At 42.0% G+C, this 22,473-nt stretch carries 21 protein-coding genes; 7 read left to right on the forward strand and 14 right to left on the reverse strand.

The annotated features are described in order from the left end of the window. Positions 1–702: 702 nt before the first annotated feature. On the reverse strand, positions 703–1,500 hold the full coding sequence (gene pssA, locus ABD128_RS00005; RefSeq protein WP_343984963.1) for a CDP-diacylglycerol--serine O-phosphatidyltransferase: 798 nt from the start codon (positions 1,498–1,500) through the stop codon (positions 703–705). Between the two features lie 91 nt (positions 1,501–1,591). Here pssA and ABD128_RS00010 point away from each other — a divergent pair, with 91 nt between their 5' ends. Then, the gene (locus tag ABD128_RS00010; RefSeq protein WP_343984965.1) at positions 1,592–1,882 is read left to right on the forward strand and encodes a DUF3579 domain-containing protein; all 291 of its coding nucleotides are present in this window, start codon (positions 1,592–1,594) and stop codon (positions 1,880–1,882) included. 25 nt (positions 1,883–1,907) lie between these two features. Next, positions 1,908–2,363, forward strand: a complete 456-nt coding sequence (locus ABD128_RS00015) for a DUF4124 domain-containing protein (RefSeq protein ID WP_343984967.1) — start codon at positions 1,908–1,910, stop codon at positions 2,361–2,363. A gap of 65 nt (positions 2,364–2,428) precedes the next feature. On the opposite strand, the gene ABD128_RS00020 is transcribed toward ABD128_RS00015, so the two are convergent. From ABD128_RS00020 to rluD, 7 genes are all read right to left on the reverse strand, one after another. Continuing rightward, entirely contained in the window at positions 2,429–3,013 is a 585-nt protein-coding gene (locus tag ABD128_RS00020) for a hypothetical protein (protein ID WP_343984969.1), read from the reverse strand. Positions 3,014–3,030: 17 nt separating this feature from the next. After that, on the reverse strand, positions 3,031–3,552 hold the full coding sequence (locus ABD128_RS00025) for a hypothetical protein (protein ID WP_343984971.1): 522 nt from the start codon (positions 3,550–3,552) through the stop codon (positions 3,031–3,033). A 226-nt stretch (positions 3,553–3,778) separates the two neighbouring features. Further along, positions 3,779–4,228 (reverse strand): hypothetical protein, encoded by a 450-nt coding sequence (locus tag ABD128_RS00030; protein WP_343984973.1) that lies wholly within the window; start codon positions 4,226–4,228, stop codon positions 3,779–3,781. A gap of 140 nt (positions 4,229–4,368) precedes the next feature. Next, complete coding sequence (clpB, locus tag ABD128_RS00035) at positions 4,369–6,978, reverse strand: ATP-dependent chaperone ClpB (protein ID WP_343986511.1); 2,610 nt, start codon at positions 6,976–6,978, stop codon at positions 4,369–4,371. Positions 6,979–7,108: 130 nt separating this feature from the next. Continuing rightward, the gene (locus ABD128_RS00040; protein WP_343984975.1) at positions 7,109–7,843 is read right to left on the reverse strand and encodes a lysophospholipid acyltransferase family protein; all 735 of its coding nucleotides are present in this window, start codon (positions 7,841–7,843) and stop codon (positions 7,109–7,111) included. Positions 7,844–7,855: 12 nt separating this feature from the next. Next, positions 7,856–8,623 carry a peptidoglycan editing factor PgeF gene (gene pgeF / locus ABD128_RS00045; protein WP_343984977.1) on the reverse strand — a complete coding sequence of 256 codons (768 nt, stop codon included), beginning with the start codon at positions 8,621–8,623 and terminating at the stop codon, positions 7,856–7,858. Positions 8,624–8,625: 2 nt separating this feature from the next. Beyond that, positions 8,626–9,603, reverse strand: coding sequence for a 23S rRNA pseudouridine(1911/1915/1917) synthase RluD (gene rluD / locus ABD128_RS00050; RefSeq protein ID WP_343984979.1), 978 nt, complete (start codon positions 9,601–9,603; stop codon positions 8,626–8,628). Positions 9,604–9,695: 92 nt separating this feature from the next. Here rluD and ABD128_RS00055 point away from each other — a divergent pair, with 92 nt between their 5' ends. Beyond that, on the forward strand, positions 9,696–10,466 hold the full coding sequence (locus ABD128_RS00055) for an outer membrane protein assembly factor BamD (protein WP_343984981.1): 771 nt from the start codon (positions 9,696–9,698) through the stop codon (positions 10,464–10,466). Between the two features lie 90 nt (positions 10,467–10,556). Here the strand turns inward: ABD128_RS00055 and ABD128_RS00060 are convergent, their stop codons facing one another. Then, positions 10,557–10,895, reverse strand: a complete 339-nt coding sequence (locus tag ABD128_RS00060) for a P-II family nitrogen regulator (RefSeq protein WP_343984983.1) — start codon at positions 10,893–10,895, stop codon at positions 10,557–10,559. 19 nt (positions 10,896–10,914) lie between these two features. Next, positions 10,915–12,543, reverse strand: a complete 1,629-nt coding sequence (locus tag ABD128_RS00065) for an NAD+ synthase (protein WP_343984985.1) — start codon at positions 12,541–12,543, stop codon at positions 10,915–10,917. Positions 12,544–12,667: 124 nt separating this feature from the next. Between ABD128_RS00065 and ABD128_RS00070 the strand changes: the two genes are divergently transcribed. From ABD128_RS00070 to ppnN, 4 genes are all read left to right on the forward strand, one after another. Then, positions 12,668–14,257 carry an ATP-binding protein gene (locus tag ABD128_RS00070; RefSeq protein ID WP_343984987.1) on the forward strand — a complete coding sequence of 530 codons (1,590 nt, stop codon included), beginning with the start codon at positions 12,668–12,670 and terminating at the stop codon, positions 14,255–14,257. A gap of 12 nt (positions 14,258–14,269) precedes the next feature. Further along, positions 14,270–15,589: a sigma-54-dependent transcriptional regulator gene (locus ABD128_RS00075; RefSeq protein ID WP_343984989.1), complete on the forward strand. Its 1,320-nt coding sequence runs from the start codon at positions 14,270–14,272 to the stop codon at positions 15,587–15,589. 115 nt (positions 15,590–15,704) lie between these two features. Continuing rightward, on the forward strand, positions 15,705–16,211 hold the full coding sequence (locus tag ABD128_RS00080; protein WP_343984991.1) for a GspH/FimT family pseudopilin: 507 nt from the start codon (positions 15,705–15,707) through the stop codon (positions 16,209–16,211). A 110-nt stretch (positions 16,212–16,321) separates the two neighbouring features. Then, positions 16,322–17,719, forward strand: a complete 1,398-nt coding sequence (gene ppnN / locus ABD128_RS00085) for a nucleotide 5'-monophosphate nucleosidase PpnN (protein ID WP_425545664.1) — start codon at positions 16,322–16,324, stop codon at positions 17,717–17,719. 6 nt (positions 17,720–17,725) lie between these two features. Here the strand turns inward: ppnN and ABD128_RS00090 are convergent, their stop codons facing one another. The 4 genes from ABD128_RS00090 to secD all read right to left on the reverse strand — a co-directional run bounded on the left by ABD128_RS00090 (position 17,726) and on the right by secD (position 22,423). Then, positions 17,726–18,328: a CAP domain-containing protein gene (locus tag ABD128_RS00090; protein ID WP_343984993.1), complete on the reverse strand. Its 603-nt coding sequence runs from the start codon at positions 18,326–18,328 to the stop codon at positions 17,726–17,728. Beyond that, positions 18,288–19,451, reverse strand: a complete 1,164-nt coding sequence (locus ABD128_RS00095) for a mechanosensitive ion channel family protein (RefSeq protein ID WP_343984995.1) — start codon at positions 19,449–19,451, stop codon at positions 18,288–18,290. The genes ABD128_RS00090 and ABD128_RS00095 overlap by 41 nt, the downstream gene beginning before the upstream one ends. A 91-nt stretch (positions 19,452–19,542) precedes the next feature. After that, positions 19,543–20,481, reverse strand: coding sequence for a protein translocase subunit SecF (secF, locus tag ABD128_RS00100; protein ID WP_343984997.1), 939 nt, complete (start codon positions 20,479–20,481; stop codon positions 19,543–19,545). Between the two features lie 13 nt (positions 20,482–20,494). Beyond that, on the reverse strand, positions 20,495–22,423 hold the full coding sequence (gene secD / locus ABD128_RS00105) for a protein translocase subunit SecD (protein ID WP_343984999.1): 1,929 nt from the start codon (positions 22,421–22,423) through the stop codon (positions 20,495–20,497). Positions 22,424–22,473: the final 50 nt, after the last annotated feature.

The raw sequence follows: 22,473 nt of genomic DNA on the forward strand, positions 1-22,473 counted from the left end.
AAGCTCTCTAATCTTTTGCTCGATGAATCACCAACTTATTAAAAAATAAATCAATCGAATAAATTTTTTGGGTGTTGGTCACTGCATCGTTGTTTGTATTTCAACATTGACACAAGTGCCCACACAAATTGTCTTATCAATCTGTTAAAGAACGTCTTGGTGAAGAACTCGCTTCACTCAAGTGGGCGCACATTATATATCGCCCTAACTTCCTGTCAACCGCTTTCGATAATCTTTTTAACGTTTATTTTTCAAAACCTTAAATCGCTTTATCGACCCCTCAAATCCCTGAGCGGCTTGCTCGAACTTTTCGTTCAGAGCGGCGCGCATTATATAGCGCCTTAACTTCCTGTCAACACTCTTTTTGAAACTTTTTACATCGTTTCAAAAGCCACTCTTCCTGAGCGTCTTTCTTGGCGAGTACTTGCTGTGTTTGCCTCGAAAGTGAAACGCATTATAGAGACTAAATTGCACTCCGCAACCCTTTTTTGAAACTTTTATGAAAAAGTATTTTTCCACAAGGGGAACTGCTTAGTATAGCGCCATTTGGTACAAAAATTAAGCGTATTCTGCAGTTTAGATAAGGATTGATTATGGCTTAGATAAAAGCTACTAATTCTATAGGAATAGAGAACTAGCAGCTTTCTTGATGATTGATGGTTTTAAGGCCAATATTTGAGCTATTTTGTGCCTGTTCTGAGCTTAATTGTCATCTTCATCGAGAGTTGGTTCACTCATACCTTCTTTTTTCAGTGCTTTTTTGCGTTGTCGCTCTTCTTTTATGTCTTTGATACGCCACAGTGTCATTACTGGTCCAGAAAGCGCATAAAGCGTAAAGCCAACGAACAGAACCGTCGGTGGATCAATCGCAATAAAGATGAAAACCAGTACTATAACTAAAACACCTATAAATGGTATTTTGCCTTTCCAATCGACTTCCTTAAAGCTCGAGTACCTAAAGTTACTGACCATTAGTAAGCCTGCAAGCAGAGTTAACAAGGCTATATAGAATCCCCATGGTTTTGCTTCCCATTGATATTTCGAACCCACCCACACTAGGCCAGCTAAAATAGCGGCGGCGGATGGACTCGCTAACCCTTGGAAATAGTTCTTATCCGCTGTCGCAACTTGGGTATTAAACCTTGCTAAACGTAATGCGGCACCAACCACATAGACAAAGGCAGCTAGCCAGCCGAACTTTCCTATGTCTGTTAGCGCCCAGTTATACACAACTAAAGAGGGTGCAATTCCGAATGACACCATATCGGCCATAGAGTCATACTCGGCACCAAAGTCGCTTTGGGTATTTGTCATTCGTGCCATACGCCCATCGAGTCCGTCCATAATCATGGCGATAAAGATGGCAATCGCTGCGTTTTCGAAGTGCCCTTGCATCGAAGCAACAACTGCGTAGAATCCTGCAAACAAACCTGCAGTTGTTAGCAAGTTTGGGAGCAGATAGATGCCTCTGCGATTGGCTAATGACTTCTTAACTTTCATAAAATGGTATTACCTATTAAAAACGCGTTATAATCAATGCATTACATCTTATCATAACTAGCTACAGTGGAAATAATTTCAATAAATTAATATGAATGATGAAATATCAAATAAACGACTCATAATTATGGGCGTCACAGAAGCAGGGAAGAAATTTCGTCCTAGTGACTGGGCTGAGCGAATGTGCGGTAACCTGTGTACTTTTAGAAACCGAAGAATTATCTACTCTCCCCTCCTTAGACCTGCGATTAGAGATGGCTTCAAGTCCGTCATTATTTCCGACCAGTTATCAATAAAGCACCCCAAACTCTATCAAGAGCTGGTGGAATTTGCCAAAACCAACAATTTAGTGGTAAAAGAAGAGACTGTAGCTGCAACTTAACTTGGAACAACTAAAGAGAATTATTATGGTTAACAAAAAAACAATCCTTTTAACGTCAATCATAGCGCTAGCTTTATCCTTTAGTGCGTCAGCCAGCAAACCTATATATAAGTGGAAGGATGGGCAAGGGAATATTAAGTATACTCAGTCTAAGCCTCCGCGTGGCACCGAGTTCGAAATTATCTATCAGCGCGCTAGTGACAATTCACAGTCAGAGCGAGTCAACAATCAGAATAGCAGTCAAGCTGACTTACAAGACGATATAATTGCTAAACAAAGTGAAGAAATAGAAAAAGCAAAGAAAGCTAACGAGGAAATAGCGAATAAAAACTGTACTATCGCTAAAAACAATCTAGAAACTCTAGAAACTAGCCATAGAGTATTTACAGTTGTAGATGGTAAGCGTCGCTTACTTACTGATAAAGAAAGAACCGACAAGTTAGCGACAGCAAAAAGCAATGTGAGTAAATATTGCAAATAGCTCTAGAACAAGACAACTAACAGAAAAGCCCTCAAACAGAGGGCTTTTTTATTGCTTCTACGTTTTTAAAGTGGATATGCTGATACCCAAAGAATCCAAGCGTAGGCTGTTTTTTCAGTGGTCGATATCGCCCCGGTGTGAGACCAACGGCTTTTGTTATCCCACTTCATAATCTCGAAGGCTACTGCGGTATTACCTTCTCTTGCATGAGCAATTTTATCACTTGGCATTTTGATCATATAAGATCGAGAAGCTGGTCCTTTCGCTGTAGCAATAGAGCTGTTAAGGACTAAAACGCCGTATAAAGGCTCTGGGTTGTTGCCATAAAAAACATGTACCTTCTTGCCGCCACAAAGCTGAGCTTGAGTCGAATTATTTAAGACATTTTTGCCATTGATACTATTGATATCGCAACCATAAGTCCATAAGTTCGATTGAAACGGAGACTGGAAACGCTCTCCTCCTTTAAGTTCAAAAGATTTATCTTCAGCTACAATTGTAAGGCCTTCTTCCAATACACCATGCTGAATAGGAATCGGAGCCTTGCTTGTAATATTTGTTAATCTTGCAGGCTGCTCAGAGCCCATTGCCAATAACAACATCCCCGCGATCGCTAATCCACTTATCGCTAGTTTTAACCACACTTTCATGTCTTAATCCTCAAGGTTTAATACTTCAACACAATATTATTGTTAACGCGCTTGTAATTTAAAAATTCATCCCCTGTGACAACATTGACAACCTCATGCCCAACGAGACCTGTTACAACAACTGAATTCATTGATGGTACTTTTATACATTTAAACTGATTCGATAAATTTCCAAACTGGCGGGAATCTGCGTCGTCACCAAATTGCCTAGAATCAGCGTCATCGCCAAATTGGCGTGACTCCGCATCATCACCAAACTGACGTGAATCAGCTAAATCGCCAAACTGACGAGAATCCGCATCATCACCAAACTGACGAGAATCTGCATCTTCACCAAATTGACGTGAATCAGCTAGATCTCCGAACTGGCGTGAATCCGCATCGTCACCAAACTGGCGCGAATCAGCATCATCACCAAACTGGCGTGAATCCGCATCATCACCAAATTGACGAGAATCGGCATCCTCACCAAACTGACGTGAATCGCTATCATCGCCAAACTGACGAGAGTCAGCATCACCGCCAAAGCTACGTGCCATAGAACATGGTTTCGGAAGTGTATAATCAGTCCCGTTTATAGTTATTACGGTTTTGATTGAATTGTTAGATGTGTTTTGAGAAGAATTCTTTTGAACAACAAGAGGATGTATGCCTTGGTGAGACACTTTTGGTTGGTGATAAACAGGCCCTCCACACGCTTGAAGCAGGAAAACTCCTGACAACACCCCCAGAGCACAAATTTTCATGGCCTTTCCTTAGTTTTGCTTATTGAGCATTCTTACTTGGCTTTCTGCGCAGCAACCAATGACTAAACACAGTTGCAACTCCCCCTGCACAAAAAGAATAAAATAGGTCCCATTCATCGAAGGTTCCGCCAGCTACGCCAACTAGCTGTAATACTTCATAAAAAATAGCACAGGTAATTCCAAGTGGCAATAATTTCAAGAGTGTAAGCTGACCAACCCAAATACCGCAAATCAGCATTGCAAAACTTGTTGACCACAAAATATCGGCTAAATGATGCGCTATCCACCCCGACCGATAGAAACTTGGGCTAGCGTTGGCTATCGTCATTAACCCTTCATAAATAAAGGGAATCTCTGCTCTGAGCCATTGCACTACTACGACATCTTTCGCCCCCTGTAAATATAAAACGCCTCCTATATAAAGCAGAGTAAAAATTATCAGTAGCCATATACAATATCGATATTTCATTGGAGACAATTTTAGTGAGCTTGTTTTGATTATAGGCGTAATTATCGCCTATACCAGAAAAAACCCACTAACAATTGCTAGTGGGTTTTAAAGGCTGGCAGATAATTTGAATAAATTGATGTTACATAAGTAATTTATGATCAAGTGAATTTCAACTCATCACCCTCAATATCTAACGATATCGGTTTGCCAGGCTGCAACTCTCCAGAAAGTATTGCCATCGATAAAGGATCCTCGATACGGCTTTGTATTGCACGCTTTAGTGGTCTCGCGCCGAAGACTGGATCGAAACCAGCTTCTGCTAACTTATCCAACAAGGCTTCAGTAACGTTAACGTCAAAACCATTGTCTTTTAAACGCTGTAATAAGCGCTCTAGCTGTATCGATGCAATGGCTTTAATTTGTTCTCTAGTTAACGGATGGAATACCACTATCTCATCAATCCGATTAATAAACTCAGGTCTGAAATGATTACCAATGACATCCATTAGCATATTTTTCATCTCTTCGTAATTTTTAGCATCGGTAGATGCACTTTCTGTAGACGAATCTGTGCTAGCGGTCACCGCACTATGCTGCTGAATCAAGTCAGAACCCATGTTCGAGGTCATAACAATCACTGTATTTTTAAAGTCTACGGTACGACCTTGGCTATCGGTCAAACGTCCGTCCTCAAGTACCTGCAACAGGATATTGAACACATCAGGGTGCGCTTTTTCTACTTCATCAAACAAAATTACCGAATAGGGCTTGCGACGTACCGCCTCCGTTAAATAACCACCCTGCTCATAACCAACATAACCAGGAGGCGCACCAATGAGTCGTGCAACCGAGTGCTTCTCCATAAACTCAGACATATCAATTCGCACCATAGCGTCTTCAGTGTCGAACAAGAATGTTGCTAACGTTTTACAGAGCTCTGTTTTACCCACACCAGTTGGGCCCAAGAATAGGAATGAGCCATTGGGGCGATTAGGATCTGCAAGGCCAGCTCTAGAGCGACGAATAGCATTCGATACAGCCACAACAGCTTCATTTTGACCAACCACACGTTTGTGCAACGCCTGCTCCATCTGAAGCAGTTTTTCGCGTTCTCCTTCTAACATTTTAGACACAGGGATACCTGTCCACTTAGATACAACTTCCGCGATTTCTACATCTGTCACTTTATTACGCAACAGTTGCATCTCTTGCGTATCCTGCTCCGAAACTTTGGCTAGCTTCGCCTCTAACTCAGGGATTTTGCCATATTGTAGTTCTGACATTTTAGTCAGATCGCCCGAGCGCTGTGCAGACTCAAGCTCAACTCGAGCTTTGTCTAATTCAGCCTTAATATTTTGCGCACCATGCACCGACGCTTTCTCTGAACTCCAGATTTCATCAAGCTCAGCAAATTCCTTTTCAAGCAAATCGATTTGCTCTTGCAAATCATTAAGGCGTTTTACCGAGCTATCGTCAGTTTCTTTTTTCAATGCTTCACGTTGAATTTTAAGCTGTATTAAACGGCGCTCTAGTCGATCCATAGCTTCGGGCTTTGAATCAATCTCCATACGAATACGGCTGGCCGCTTCGTCGATTAAGTCGATTGCTTTATCCGGCAACTGGCGATCGGTAATATAGCGTTGCGATAGCGTTGTTGCCGCCACGATAGCAGGATCGGTGATCTCAACACCATGGTGGACTTCGTAGCGCTCTTTTAAGCCACGTAAAATAGCGATAGTGTCTTCTGTAGATGGTTCATCAACCAATACTTTTTGGAAACGACGCTCTAAAGCTGCATCTTTCTCAATATACTGGCGGTACTCATCCAAGGTAGTAGCGCCAACACAGTGTAATTCACCTCTGGCTAAAGCAGGCTTTAGCATGTTGCTGGCGTCCATAGCTCCATCGGTTTTACCCGCGCCAACCATGGTGTGAAGCTCATCGATGAACAAGATTATCTTACCTTCTTGTTTCGACAAGTCGCTAAGCAAAGCTTTTAGTCGCTCCTCAAACTCACCGCGAAACTTAGCACCGGCGACCAGTGCCCCAAGGTCTAATGATAGAACTCGCTTGCCTTTCAAACCTTCAGGAACTTCTGAATTAATGATTCGTTGCGCTAACCCTTCGGCAATGGCGGTTTTACCCACGCCAGGCGCACCAATTAAGACTGGGTTGTTTTTACTGCGGCGTTGTAAGACTTGTATACAACGACGAATTTCATCATCACGCCCAATAACCGGATCTAACTTGCCACTTTCCGCGCGCTCCGTTAGATCGATAGTGTACTTTTCTAAAGCCTGACGATTTTCTTCCGCGTTGGGATCATTCACGCCCTCGCCACCGCGAATCTTGCTAATAGCGTCTTCTACCATCTGCTTGGTAACGCCTAGCTGATTCAAAAGCTTGCCTAAGGCAGACTTGTTTTCAAGTACCGCTAACAAGAAAAGCTCTGAGGCAATGTATTGATCTTGGCGTTGTTGAGCGATTTTGTCGCAAATATTCAGTACCTTGCCCAAATCCGATGACAGGTGGACTTCGCCAGCATTACCAGACACCTTAGGTAGCTTGTTAAGCTCTGCTTCCACAGACTGTAAAATGGTACTTGGTGCGACGCCTATTTGGTTAAGAATCGCGGAGACACTATTGCCTTGCTGCTGAAGCATGGCCACCATCAAGTGTAAAGGCTCTATATATTGATGATCTCGGCCCACCGCCAACGATTGAGCGTCAGCTAAAGCCGATTGAAATTTTCCGGTAAATTTATCCATTCTCATTTGTAAGACCTCATAATGACGTCAGTCATTTGATGGGATTTTCCCCGGACTGACCTCATAGAAAATATTAATAACTAGATGTCTTACAAAATGTGGGTTTATTTCAAGATTTCAAGTATAAAAATTAATCAAAGGCCGGATAAGTGGATAACTGCTCGCGATGGCCAAGCAATAATTCACCAAGTTCCTGGAGAGCTTCTGGGTGTTTAAAGTAGTCGTAGCTAATATTTGGAAAACGTAAAACTTGAGTTTTAGATCTCATAAGCAAAGGTTTAAATACACTACCTTGCCCTTTAACGCCGGTTATTCTAGCTACAAGGATAGGCATTTTTGATAGTTCAGCTAAGCGTTTAATTCCAGGTTTAACACGATACGGCTTAACATCATCAAGATGAATTTTGCCATGTGGAAAAAGTGCTAAAATCTCGCCATTTTGCAAGGCTCTTTTAGCTTGTCTAAAAGCAATGTCTGCGCGACCTGTACGATCTACCGGGATACAGCCAGCGCCTTTAAAGAGCCAGTTAAGACCAAATCGCTCATATTCTTCTTTGGCAATCATGAACCGAATCGGTCTATCACAAGCAGCAATCAATAGCAGAGGATCAACGCCTGAAACATGGTTTGAGATTAGAATGGCGCCACCAGATTTGGGTAAATCAAACTTTTCTAACTTAAGTCTGTGAAACCTCACGCAATAGGCACGACACAGTCCGTCAACAAAATTCAGTCTTTTCGAACCCCAATCAACATGGTTGTACTTTCGGGATTTCGCTCTTAAATAGCCAACAAAAATCAGTAAAGCTACTAATACAAATAACCAAACTATGAGATTTAAATTAGTTTCAATCCACTCGGGCATGCTCGTCTCTTCTTATTGTTCTTGATGTTCAATCCAAATAGCACTTGCCATACGCCCGGTCGCCGCACCTAGTCCCTGCTCATGAGTCTTACGTCGATGGGAGAAGAATTCATTTGTTTGCTTATAACTACATAAGCCACTTTGATAAATGTTGATACTTCTATCCGGTGACTCGAGCTGTGACAGCAAGTATTGCGCGATTCCCGATAAATCACATTGCCAGCGATTGTTGGGATTTGCTTCAAAAAACGCAGCTAAGCTTTTGTTTTTATTTGTAAACTGTTCGCGAACATCATCACCAACTTCAAAAAACTCTTGGCTAATGGCGGGGCCAATCCAAGCTAATAAATCGTCCGTACCAGAATATTGGGCGACAGCTTCCTGAATAATACCGTCCGCTAGACCACGCCATCCAGCATGGACCGCAGCAACCCAAGTTCCTTTTGCGTCGGTTAATAAAATAGGCAAGCAATCGGCAGTCATTACTATACAAGACTGATTGAACTTCGTAGTAAAGCACCCATCAGCCCTGATATCACCACCACCATGCTTGATTACTCTAGTGCTATGAATCTGCTCTAGCCAGTAAGGGTTTGGCAAGTTAGCTTCTTTTCCCAGAAGATCTCGGTTTTTTATGACATGCCCATAATCGTCACCAACATGCAAAGCCAAATTCAAACTATCCCAGGGAGCTTCGCTACATCCCCCCTCCCTTGTTGTGCAAAAAGCCTTGACTGAATCAGGCGCTGGCCAATTAGGCTGAATGAGCTTTAGCGGCATAACTACTCTTCTGGGTTAGAAAAGTGCTCACGATTCGCTACCAACGCATCTCTTAACTTTTGCATATCAGCAGGCATAGGCGCCGTCCACTCGATATAGTCACCAGTGGTTGGGTGTTTAAGACCTAACAGGCTGGCGTGAAGCGCTTGTCGCTTAAACTTGCCTAAAATATCTTTAAGCTCAGGAGTGATTCGATTTGGAACTCTATAACGACCGCTATAAAGAGGATCGCCGACAATTGGGAACTTCAAATAGCTCATATGAACACGGATCTGGTGTGTACGACCAGTTTCTAGGCGAAGCTTAAGATGGGTATGATCTAGGAATTTCTCAGCGACTCGAAAGTGAGTGATAGCTCTTCGCCCATCAGGAATCACTGCCATGGCGGTACGCTTAGTCGGATGGCGACCAATTGGTGCATCAATTGAATTACCAGAAACCATTACGCGATTGACTAGAGCGTCGTATTCGCGGGTAAATTCACGTCTTTGCAACTGATCAACAAGGCTAGTATGTGCGCCTATGGTTTTGGCCACCACTAACAATCCAGTCGTTTCTTTATCCAAGCGATGGATAATACCTGCTCGCGGAAGATTTTGTAATTCAGGAACATGATGCAATAAAGCATTCACCATGGTTCCCTGCTGGTTACCAGCACCAGGGTGAACTACAAGCCCTGTAGGTTTATTAACAACCAGTAAGTCATCATCTTCATAGACGATATTAAGCTCAATAGCTTCAGCCTCCCAGTCGCCAGCGACTTCGACCTCGGCATTGACCTCAACCAACTCAAAGCCAGTCATTTTATGTTTGTTCGACGTTATGACTTCGTCATTAACTTTAACAAAGCCTTGCTTAACCCAGTCCTGAATTCTTGAACGTGAGTAGTCCTCAAAAGTTTCAGAAAGTGCTAAATCTAAGCGTTTTCCGTAAACTTTTTCGTCAAATGTGTGTCTTAGTTCGATAGATTGGGTAGTCATTGTAAAATCGCGTAAAAAGATTGGCGTATGACATGCTGTCAGTTAGAATGACTCACATTGTATCAGGCTTAATATAAACAGAAAGAATTAATATGAAAAAAATAGTTTTAGTATCGCTTGCCACCCTATTATTAGCAGTTGCTGGTTGCTCAAGCACTCCAAAAAAGAATGATTTAGAAGAAACTAAGCTCGAAGTGATGACTGCACAGCAGTTATTCGACAATGCTAAAGGGGCTTTACGAGCAGGAAACTATACACGAGCCATCCAAATGCTTGAAGAAATAGACACTCGCTACCCCTTCGGCAGTATATCTGAGCAGGCAAAAATGGATCTGCTTTATGCTTATTTCAAGAAAGCCGACTATGAAGCTGGGCAGGCATTAGCGGATCGCTTTTTACGCCAACACCCTCAGCATGAAAATGCAGACTATGTCTATTACATGAAAGGCGTGATGCACTATGAATCGGAAGTGGGTTTCTTTAAAGACACTTTCCAAGCAGATCTCGAAACCCGTGACACCACTAACTTAGAAGCTGCTTTCGATAATTTTAAAGCGCTAGTGGAAGTTTATCCGGAAAGCAAATATTCACCAGATGCTCGTAAGCGCATGATTCAGATTCGTAATCTACTTGCGGAAAATCAATTGCACATCGCACAATATTACATGGAACGCGATACCTATATTGCCGCAGCCAACCGCGCTAAATATATCGTTGAAAATTTCCCACAAACTCCAGCAGTGCCACACGCTTTGGATATGCTGATTAAAGCCTATAACCTTTTAGAGCTTCCTGAATTAGCGCAGCAATATAGAAAAGTCTTGTTATTAAACTATCCAGATTACAATTTTGCAGATCTGTAAATCAGTTTAATCCAGTCAAAATTAGCTTTTAGCAAACATAAAAAAAGCGGCTGATCAGCCGCTTTTTTATATAAACCTTCCCATATCCATTTATATAGCTTCGCTACTTTCCTCGCCAGTACGAATACGAATAGCTCGCTCAACATTAGTCACAAAAATCTTACCATCACCAATTTTGCCCGTACGAGCAACTTCAATAATGGTTTCAACACACTTTTCGACTAATTCATCATCGACCACAACCTCAACCTTAGCTTTAGGCAAGAAGTCGACCATGTATTCAGCACCACGATAAAGCTCGGTATGCCCTTTCTGACGACCAAAACCTTTAACTTCAGTCACCGTCATACCCGTAATTCCTAAATCCGTTAACGACTCTCTAATATCATCCAATTTGAATGGTTTGATAATCGCTTCAATTTTTTTCATCGTTGTTTCCCCGAAACTCCTATTTAAACTGTCGCCCAAAACCCGAGGTTATAGGGTATCGACGGTCGCGGCCAAAAGCTCTTTTACTGATTCTAACGCCTGGCGCTGCTTGTCTACGTTTATGTTCATTAATATCAACTAAGCGAATAACACGACGCACAGTTTCATCATCATAACCTAGAGCTACGATATCAGAAATACTCCTATCATGCTCAACGTAAGCCTCAAGAATACCGTCTAAAATATCGTAAGGCGGTAAATTATCTTCATCTTTCTGATCTGGTGCAAGCTCAGCTGATGGCGGTCGAGTAATCACACGCTCTGGTATAACAGGAGAAATAGTGTTTCGGTATTTTGCTAATCGATATACCATCGTTTTTGAAACATCTTTCAAAACATTGAAACCACCGGCCATATCGCCATACAAAGTGCAGTAACCCACAGCGATTTCAGACTTATTACCAGTGGTTAATACAATGCGGCCATACTTATTAGAGAGCCCCATTAACACCGTGCCTCTACAACGGGCTTGGATATTTTGTTCGGTGGTATCAAGTTCTGTTCCCGCCAGTTGCTCAGACATCTGCGCCATAAAGGCGTCGTAGATAGGTTCGATTGAGATAATATCAAACTCAACTCCTAGCGCCTCAGCTTCAGCCTTAGCATCTTCAATACTCATGCTTGAGGTGTATTTGAAGGGCATCATCACGGCATTAACCTTATCAGCACCCAAGGCGTCCGCGGCCACAGCTAATGTAACAGCAGAATCGATGCCGCCTGAAAGCCCTAATAAGGCTCCTGGGAAGCCGTTCTTCTGTACATAGTCCTTGACGCCTAACATTAGCGCCTGCCAGATTTCTTCTTCATCATCGAACTGCTTGGAATTGTCTTGCAAAGACAAGAGGCGATTATTTTCAACATCGAAATCCACACAAGCAAAGTCTTCAGACATTTCAGCCGCAGTAAAGACAGTTTTGCCATTTGCGTCATAGGCGCTTGAGCAGCCATCAAAAATCAGCTCATCTTGCGCCCCCACTTGATTAACGTAAATCACAGGGATATCGTTTTCATCAGCACGACGTGACATTGCCTGACCACGAACTTCAGCTTTGCCGTAATAATATGGAGAAGCATTTGGGCTTAAAATAATATCCGCACCGGCAAGCTTGGCAACTTTTGCAGGCTCTGTAAACCATAGGTCTTCGCAGATAAGAATACTGATGTTAACGCCTTTAAAGTTAATAACTGGGCAGTCGCTAGCAGCTGTGAAATAACGTTTTTCGTCAAAGACGGAATAATTGGGCAACAACTGTTTATCGTAAGTCAGCAAACAGTCACCATTATAAATTAGACTGGCAGAGTTGAAGGTATCGCCACCCTCTGTTCGCGGGTGCCCTACCACCATTGCCACGCTCGACTGCATCGACTTTAGTTCATGCAAGGCCTGCTCAATCAAAGCATACAAATCTTGACGTAAAAGTAAGTCCTCGGGCGGATAGCCAGACAAGGCTAACTCAGAAAAAACGACTATATCCGCATCGGCCTTTTCTGCTTGTTGAACCGACTTTTTGATAAGCTTTAAATTATAGTGAATATCGCCAACAATATAGTTGTTTTGCGCAAGTGCTATACGCATTTTATGTCTCAAATCGAAATTATCTGTACATTGTCTAATAATTATGCCATTTTTCAAAGTGTTAAAATGGAAAACTTGAAATGAACCCTTGATAGACTTAATCTGTAACTGACAGTAGTGTTACAAAGGAACTTATGTGTTAGATAACAATAAAAAAATAGATTTTGGTTGGGAATTTTTACGGTATTACGCCGTTATACGTCTTATATTAGCGTTGCTGCTTTTGCTAACGCCCTATATTTTTAACGCAAAGGGTAATTTGTACGAGGTTGATACCTACACTTCGTCGGCAATCAGTTATCTAATTTTATCCTGCCTACTCATCTTCATGGCTTTCGTCGAACATCAGTTCAGAATCCAGGCCATTGCGCACCCGCTCGTAGACATTGTTTTCTTAGCTTTACTCGCCTACTCAGGTCATCAAAACACTGCTGTATACATCGTAATGATGGCTTTAGTTTCAATCGTGGGTATCTTTTTGACTCGACACAGAGGAGGCTTACTTTATGGTTTGTTAGCCTGCGGTGCCGTGGTTATTATTAGGCATTATCGCCATGACGGGCTTGCTTTAAGCGACTTCTCGGATTTAAGTTTACAAATAGCAGGGATACTGGCTGTAATTGTCTTGGCTAATATCCTAGCTCGTAGAATGACACACTATGAAGCAGAAACTCTTGAGCAGCGTTTAAGCCTCGAACAATTGCACCTATTGAATAGACAGATTATTGAGAAGATGAATCGAGGCGTGATAGTTGTTGATAAAGAAACAATTATTCAGCACATCAATCAAACTGCTTGGTATGGCTTAGGCTTACCTGAGAATCCTCTAGGAAAGCCTTTAAAGCAAGTGGCTGACGAACTGGACTATCAGCTTACAACGGTTAAAAAAGAAGCGTCATATAAGAAGAAAGCAGAACTTCAAGAAGAAGGTCTTCCATTTAGGGCTACTCAAACCGGTCCGCAACTGGTGCCTAAGTTCATTGATTTAGTCGATGGTGAAAAGATTCTAATTACATTAGACAACTACTCGGAAGTCATGAAGAAAGCTCACCAATTAAAACTCTCCTCGCTTGGACAGTTAACCGCGAATATTGCTCACGAAGTTAAAAATCCTTTGAGCGCGGTGAGTCAAGCTACTGCCCTACTGTCGGAAAAAGAAAATTTTGCTGACGACGATAAAGAGCTCATAACCATCATTCAGCGCCAATCAAAACGCATTAATGAAATAATCGAAAACGTGCAAAAGGTCTCTAAAAGCAAGCCACCAAACCGCGAAGCGATAATACTACAGAGATTCATAAATCAGTTTATCAATGAGTATAAACAGGGGCTTAAGTTTGATGCAGCAATCTCTGTTGAAGATATAGACGAATCACTGATGGTGGTCTTTGATCAAAGTCAATTAAAGCAAGTCCTATCAAACTTATTTGATAACGGCCTAAAGTTTAGTTATATCAATACCAAGGAGTACCGACTTCACATCGTGGCTGGACAAGACCCCGTCAGCGAGGACTTATTCCTTGATGTCATTGATGAAGGCACCGGGATTACTTTGGAGCAAAAAGAAAAAATATTTGAGCCCTTCTACACCACTGCCCACGATGGAACTGGACTTGGGCTATACATTTCTAAGGAACTGTGCGAAGCAAACCAAGCAAGACTAGACTGTATCCCAGTTGCTTTTGGAGGCGCCTGCTTCCGAGTCAGCTTTGATACGTATAGCTAAGAAGGATTGTCTATGCCGGAGAGAAAGCCGAAAGTTATCATTATTGATGATGAAGCAGACATTCGTCACCTGCTCACAATGACGCTGATCCAGATGAACCTTGACGTGATAAGTTGTAAGGATTTAACCGAAGCGAAAGACGCATTAAAAAAAGACATCTATGACTTCTGCTTAACTGACCTCAAGCTTCCCGATGGCGATGGTCTAGAAATGGTTAGCTTCTGCCGTCTTAATTACCCCAATATGCCAATAGCCGTGATTACAGCTTATAGTAGCACTGAAAAGGCTATCGAAGCTATGAAGCTGGGGGCGTTTGATTTCTTATCTAAGCCGATAGATCTTAGCCATTTAAGGCAACTACTCAAACATGCTTTTAAATTTAGTCAGCGCGAACAAATCGCCCAAAAAGAAACCATTTATAAGGTGCTCACGGGTAATGATAAGTATGCAGCCGACCTATTAAGCCAAATTGCAAAAGTGAAAAGCTCACAAGCCCCTGTCGTCATTGAAGGAGAGCCAGGTACTGAAAAAGAAGCTTTAGCTCATATTATTCATCAGCAAAGCTCTCGATCAGAACAGAAGATCATGATTCTTGATCTAGAAGCACATCCTGAAGAAACTCATGAGCAAGTTCTATTCGCCGCAAAAGAAGAAGAGCACAATATTCTTTTGCAAGCGAACCAGGGAACTTTGGTCATAAACAATATTCAACGATTATCAAAGCCCCTACAGAAACGATTTCTACAGTGCATTGAGGATAAAGCTTTTGTTGAAAGCAGTAGCTTTGATACCCTTCCGCTGGATATACGGCTAATCGTTTGCACTGATACTCCTTTGGACACTTTATTCCGTAATGAGTTACTTCGTGAAGATTTGTACTTTAGAATTAATGTAATAAATTTATCAATCCCTAGTTTACGACAAAGAAAAGGTGCACTGCCGGCTATCGCTGACGCTTACTTACAGGATATCAACTGCGATAAAAAGCTTTCTCAACTCGCTATTGAAAAACTAGAAGCCCATGACTTCCCTTATAATTATAGAGAGCTTGAGAATATCTTATTCAAAGCAACCACATTGGCATCTGGAAATTTCATTGAAGAAAGTGACTTAGTTCTTATAAAACCAATGAATCATTCTTCACCCACTAACAAGAGCTTAATTTCAGAGCGCGGTGACAAACCACTAGATCAATATCTAGAAGAAATCGAAAAAGCAGAAATTGAAAAAGCCTTAGAGAAGACGCGGTGGAACAGGACCGAAGCGGCAAAGATCCTAAAGGTCAGTTTCAGAACTATACGTTACAAAATGAAAAAACTTGGCATTCAATAACTGCTATTACAAATTCAGCGATATCCCACAGAGGTTAATGACTATATCTCAATGACAATCCAAGCCTACTGAGATAGTTTATACACCATCATTCTATTCATGGTATTCACTAGAAATGACCATAGTAAAAGGACTTACTATTACAGAACTAATGCTCACCTTAGCAATCATTAGTATTATCGGCTTGTTCGCTGGGCCTTCCATATCTAAGTTTTTAGAACGGAATAAGGTAGAATCTGACACTCTACAAATTACTAATATCATCACGACAGCTCGTAGTAATGCCATATCCAAAAAGTCCCCTATCACCATTTGTGGTGATGACAAAACAGAAAAATGTTCCCGCAACTGGTTGCGACTGAAAGTGATTAACGCATCGACCAATGAAATTATGCATCAAACAACTCTGAACTCAAGGTTTTCAAGTGCACACTGGTCAGCCTTTCAGAATAAGCCAGGGCTTACCATAGCGCCTACAGGCTTTACGTCACACCAAAACGGTACCTTGTATTTATGTCACAAACGCTATAAAAAATTGCACAGAGCAATAATCGTTAGTAAATCAGGACGAGTTTCGATTAAGCGGCAAAGTACAGAAATAAGCAGAAAGTGTAATAATTAAAATAATCAGTGACACAAATGATTAATATTTAAGATTGTTGCCACTACTCTAGATATCCTCTAAAGTAATTATTAAGGTTATTACAATAAAAGAAAAGACGATAAACGTTAATGATGAGCCATATTGATATAGAGATTACAGCCGAATCAGGCCTAGAGCTTTTAACTAATGATGAAATATCTCGCTTAAGTGAGCACTCCAAAGGTGGTGAGTACGAGCTATTTAAAAAGTGTGTACTTGCAGTTTTAACAAGCACACAAGTCACCGACGAAATCAGTTATCACGAAGAACAGCTGAAACTCTTCGACATTGAAGTTTTACAACTAAATAAAGGCGTAAAGCTAAAATTAAAGAATGCTCCTGCAACATCACTCGTTGATGGCAAGATGATACAGGGCCTCAAAGAGCAGGTTTTTAGCGTACTCAGGGATATTGTTTTCTTAAAACAGGAGCTAGAGTCAAATTCTAGAATAGACTTTAATTCAAGCAACGGCTGTACCAATGCTATTTTTCACATTTTAAGAAATGCCAAAGCATTGCGACCTGGCTGTGATCCAAACATGGTTGTGTGCTGGGGTGGACACGCCATTCCTGAATTCGAGTACCAATACACCAAAGAAGTCGGTTACCGTCTTGGCTTACGTGGACTGGATATCATCACAGGCTGTGGCATAGGAGCCATGAAAGGTCCTATGAAGGGAGCTCTTATAGGCCATTCTAAGCAACGAATTTCTAACGGAAGATACATCGGATTAACCGAACCAGGAATAATCGCTGCAGAGTCCCCTAACCCAATAGTCAATGAGTTGATCATCATGCCAGACATCGAAAAGCGGCTCGAAGCATTTGTTAGATTGGGTCATAGCTTTGTGGTCTTTCCTGGTGGCGTTGGAACCGCGGAGGAAATTCTATATATCTTAGGCATACTACTACACCCAAAAAACAAGGACACTCCCTTCCCCTTGATTTTTACTGGCCCTAAGGAATCAGCATCTTACTTTGAACGTATCGATCAGTTTATAGCAGACACTCTTGGTCCCGAGGCACAGCAAAAGTATCAAATCATTATTGATGACCCTGTCGCTGTTGCTAAAGCGACTCTTCAAGGGGTAGTCGATGTACGCGAATACCGTAAACAAACGCACGATGCCTACCACTTTAACTGGCAGTTGCATATTCAGTGGGACTTTCAAGAAGAGTTTATTCCTACTCACGATAATATGGCAAAACTTAACTTAAAAGCCGACCAACCACTTCATTTATTAGCAGCGAACTTACGCAAAGCATTCTCAGGGATAGTGTCTGGAAATGTAAAAGAGGCTGGTATAAAAGAAGTTGCGAAGCATGGTCCCTATACCATTAGTGGCGATGTAAAAATCATGAATCAGCTTGATGCTTTATTGGAGGCTTTTGTTAGTCAGAAGCGAATGAAGCTGAATGCTGATAACTATGTCCCCTGTTATAGGGTTATTAAACCTCAAAACAAACCACAACCCGCCACGGTTTAAATTTACTTAATGTGAGTCTTCTTCACTCTTAGAAGGCTCACCATTAATAGACTCTCGGTTTCCCTTGGCGATATAAACCACCCAGTAGTCAACGTGGGGGCTAAACCACTTGGCGGCATAGCCAACGCCTATTTCATTTTGCTCTAAAAAGAACGGATCCTCGGCAAACAAATGGATTCGATGATAATAGGAGTTTCTAAACATATCGATTACTTCTTCTGGGTCAGAGTAGCCCCCTAATATTGCTTCTACATGGTTTTCACCTTCTGCTTCTGCCGGAAGATTCAAGGGGTACCCCGCCTTAATGAGCCGAAGATTAGGCGTGCCACCGCTACCATTGTGTGACACTTTACCTGCAGCTGCCATCTCCTCAGCCTTGTTCTGTGCCACCTCGCTTAAAAGTGCATTGCAGTATAATTCACTGCGATTTTGCTCACTATCAGTAACAATAAGTTTAGCAAGGTCTTGCGCTTTTTGGTTTAAGCCACAGTCTTCATAAGTCTCTATATTTGAGCTATCTGTAGGTGACTTGAGCTCTGCAGATTCAGCAGAGCTCAACATTGAAAGATTAATCAGAACCGCTAGGGCTGCTTGGCCACTCTTTAACATACAAATCCTGTTTGCTATATGGAATCTCGATACCCTTCTCTTTAAAGAGCTTGTGAATGGTCATTACTAACCGATGAGATATCATACCTTTCTGTTCAGGCTTTTCAATCCAAGCCATAAACTGTAGATCGATACTTGACTCACCAAAGCTTCTAAATCGAACTCTTGGCTCAGGACTCGAACAAAGATCCAAGTTTTGTTTTGCCATTTCCATCAACACATCATGAACCTGCTCTAAATCACTGTCGTAGGAAACTCCAATATTGATTCTGATTCGAGTTTTTTCCCAAGGGCCACCACTTTCATTAACAATTTTGGCATTACCCATCACAGAGTTAGGGATTGTAACCTCAACATCATCGCGGGTTAATAAACGGGTACTTCGAATTCCGACATGAGTCACTCGACCACGTTCACCAGAATCGAGAATGATGTAATCTCCTAGCTTGTAAGGCGAATCGGCGACAATAAAAAAGCCTGCAAATAAATTGGCCAAAGTATCCTTGGCCGCAAAACCCACCGCGATGCCAACGATACCCGCTGACGCTAACCAAGCTGCGGGGTTCACACCCCAGGACATGATTAAGATATACATGCCTGCGCCAACAATTAAAATCTTAGTGGTGATATCTAAGATTGGAATGGTGCGCTCTTCAATCAACTTAAAGCGATGCTTATGCTGAGAAAAAGACTCCAGCACTAATCGCGTCACTTTGAGTAACTTCATCATCAGCGACAAAATTAATAGCGTCACCACAAAGCGCTTAAGGAAGGTATCGGTAGATTGGCTAAACTGTAAAGCCTCAATAGCTAGCAATAAAGAAATATAAAAAATAACAGAATAAAGCGCTTTAGCTAGAATAACGAACAAATGATCATCAAAGGTCCCTTTGGTTTTACTAGCAACTTTCCCTAGTACAGTTTTAAAAACATACTGTGCAATTTTTGCAATGATAAAACCTGCAGCAATCACTGTGGCAGCCAACAGCCATGGATTAGACTCTAAACTCTGCCAAATTGGTACGACTGAGTCAGGAAGGCTTGACTTAATATCACTAAACATTTGCTCTGCCACATGGCTACTAGTATCTACGGTTTCTTTTTTTGAAGCTTCGTCTGCCATCGAAATTCCTTTAGCTATAAAAAAACGGCCTAGAATTTATTCTAGGCCGTTTCTCGAAAATTACAATATAACTTTCATCTCACAAACTCAACTAGAGAGTATCAAACTCTTCGCCTTCTTTCTCCACTTCTGGTGGCATCAAGTCTTCTTTCTTCACGCCTAGCAATAGAGCCATAGGGCTCGCAACATAGATAGAAGAATAAGTACCGACAAGAACACCCACAATCAATGCTTCTGCAAAGGAGTGAATTGTCTGACCGCCGTAGAAGAACAAAGCTAATAATACCAACATCGTGGTAATCGACGTCATCAAAGTTCTTGAAAGCGTTTGGTTTAGTGAAGTATTAACCACCTCTTCCGAACTACCCTTGCGCATTCTCAAGAAGTTTTCACGAATGCGGTCAAAAACAACGATTGTATCGTTAAGCGAGTAACCGATAATCGCAAGCAACGCTGCTAACACCGTTAAATCAAACTCAACTTCAGTGATTGAGAAGAAGCCGATAATCAAAATAACGTCGTGCGCCAATGCAATTACCGAGCCGACCGAGAACTTCCACTCGAAACGTAGGGCAACGTATATCATGATACAGATCAGGGCAACTAGCATCGCTAAGCCACCCATTTCTTTTAGTTCTTCACCGATAACCGGACCAACAAACGACTGATCTCGTTTAATCACAGTTAGGCCATCCGCGCGGAGCGCTGCAAGCACTTCATCACCAACAACAGCGTTCTCGATATGATCTTGCTGAGGCATTCTAATTTGAACAACGCTGGCCGAACCAAAGTTTTGTACGATCGCTCCTTCAATACCAATGCCGTCTAGTTGCTCATGGATCTTTGGGATGTCAGCATCCTGCTCGTAGCCGACTTCAATCAAAGTACCACCAGTGAAGTCCAAACCGTAGTTTAGACCTTTAGTGAAAAATGATGTCAGTGAACCAATCATTAATAATATAGATAAGGCTAACGCAAACTTACGTAGCTTTAAGAAATCAATATTGGTCTCTTTATTTAAAATTCGCATAATCTACCTCTACCTATATTGATAACTTTTTAACGGTTCTGCCACCGTACATCAGGTTGACGATACCACGACTTACAAAGATTGCCGTAAACATTGATGTCAAAATACCGATGAATAAGGTAATCGCGAAACCTTTAACAGGGCCAGTACCAATCGCAAATAGAATGATTGCAGCAATCGCAGTCGTAATATTCGCATCGGCAATGGTTGAAAGCGCGTGACCATAGCCTTTATCAATAGCTTGAGCCGGTCTAGCTCCTGCCCGAAGCTCTTCTCGAATCCGCTCGAAAATAAGCACGTTGGCATCAACAGCCATACCTACTGTTAATACGATACCTGCAATACCTGGAAGCGTTAACGTAGCACCCATCAATGACATAACGCAGACAATCATCACTAGGTTCAGACTCAAAGCCACATTCGCCACCAAGCCAAACAACTTGTAGTAAACCAACATGAACGCTAGAACTAACGAGAAGCCGATGATGACAGACGTAACACCCTTCTGAATATTCTCTTCACCTAAAGTTGCACCAATGGTTCTTTCTTCAACAATGAAGGTTGGAGCAATTAAGGCACCTGAACGAAGCTTACGGGCCAAGTCACGGGTTTCAGGCTCAGTGAATCGACCAGTAATGGTGAAGCGGCTACCAAAAGTACCATTAATGTTTGGTGCGCTAATCACACGTTCTTCTAATTCTGAACCGACTAAAACGCGCTTACCATCTACGATATCGAAAATCGGACGAGATTCTTTCAAAATCATTGCCAATCTTTTATTAACGTTTGCCGCTGTGGTGCGTGTCATCTTAGAGCCACCCTCACCGTCTAAACGCACCGATACGATTGGTTCGTTCGTTTGAGGGTCATAAGTTGCAGTAGCGTTCGTAAGATGGTCACCGGAAACTTCAACTTCGTCATAAACCAATATAGGTCCATACTCAGTGTCGAAAAGTTTATTACCAGCAGGAATTCGACCATTTTGAGCACTAACAACGTCAGCTTCTTCATTCACTAAGCGGAACTCTAAGCTCGCTGTTGCACCAAGAATTTGTTTTGCTAAAGCCGAATCTTGAACGCCAGGCAGTTGCACTACAATGCGATCAGAACCTTGGCGCTGAATCAATGGCTCAGCGACACCTAATGAGTTCACACGAGAGCTTAATATCACGCGGTTTTGGTCAATCGCATGATCTTTGATTTCTTGTAGCTTCTGCTTATTCAAAGTACCGCGAATAATCGGACGACCACCTTTTTCAGAAAGCTGCAGATCAATACGATCAGCGTGTGCTTTAAACAAGGCTTCATAAGCACGCTCTGCGTCTTCTTGATTTCGGAAGCTTAACAGCATACCGTTTTCAATAGGCTCAACACGACCACGAATTGAGGGGCTTTGCTCAGTAAGCGTATCGATGAAATCACGACGTAACTGATCTTGCTGGCGCTTCAAGGCTTGATCCATATCAACCTGCATTAAAAAGTGGATACCACCCCTTAAATCCAAACCTAGCTTCATTGGCTCGCCACCCAAGTTCGCGAGCCATCTCGGTGTCGAAGGTGCAAGGTTTAATGCCGTCACATAGTTTTGATTTTCTAAAGTTGGATTCAAAACATCATTAGCTAACTGACGAGCTTTTAATTGCTCGGCTGGCTTAGAGAAACGTGCAATAACTTTATTCGCGCCCTGCTCACCAATAGTTGCAGGATCGATGCTTAACGGCGTTATCCCCTCATCTGCCCATGCTTTTTGAATTTGGTCGAGTTGATTTTGCGTTACCATCGTATCGCGCAAGCCAGAAATCTGAACTGCAGGATCTTTACCGAAAATGTTTGGTGCTGCATATAAAAATGCTAGCGCCAACACAACGATAATCAACACGTACTTCCACTTTGGATACGTATTGATCGGTAATTGTTGTTGGTTTGGTTGATTGACAAACATAAATTTAGCCTGTGTGTGTTTTTATTAAGCTCTTGTAGCAGAAAGCCCAA

Origin of the sequence: Kangiella japonica, assembly GCF_039523535.1 — a bacterium.
Classification (GTDB): domain Bacteria; phylum Pseudomonadota; class Gammaproteobacteria; order Enterobacterales; family Kangiellaceae; genus Kangiella; species Kangiella japonica.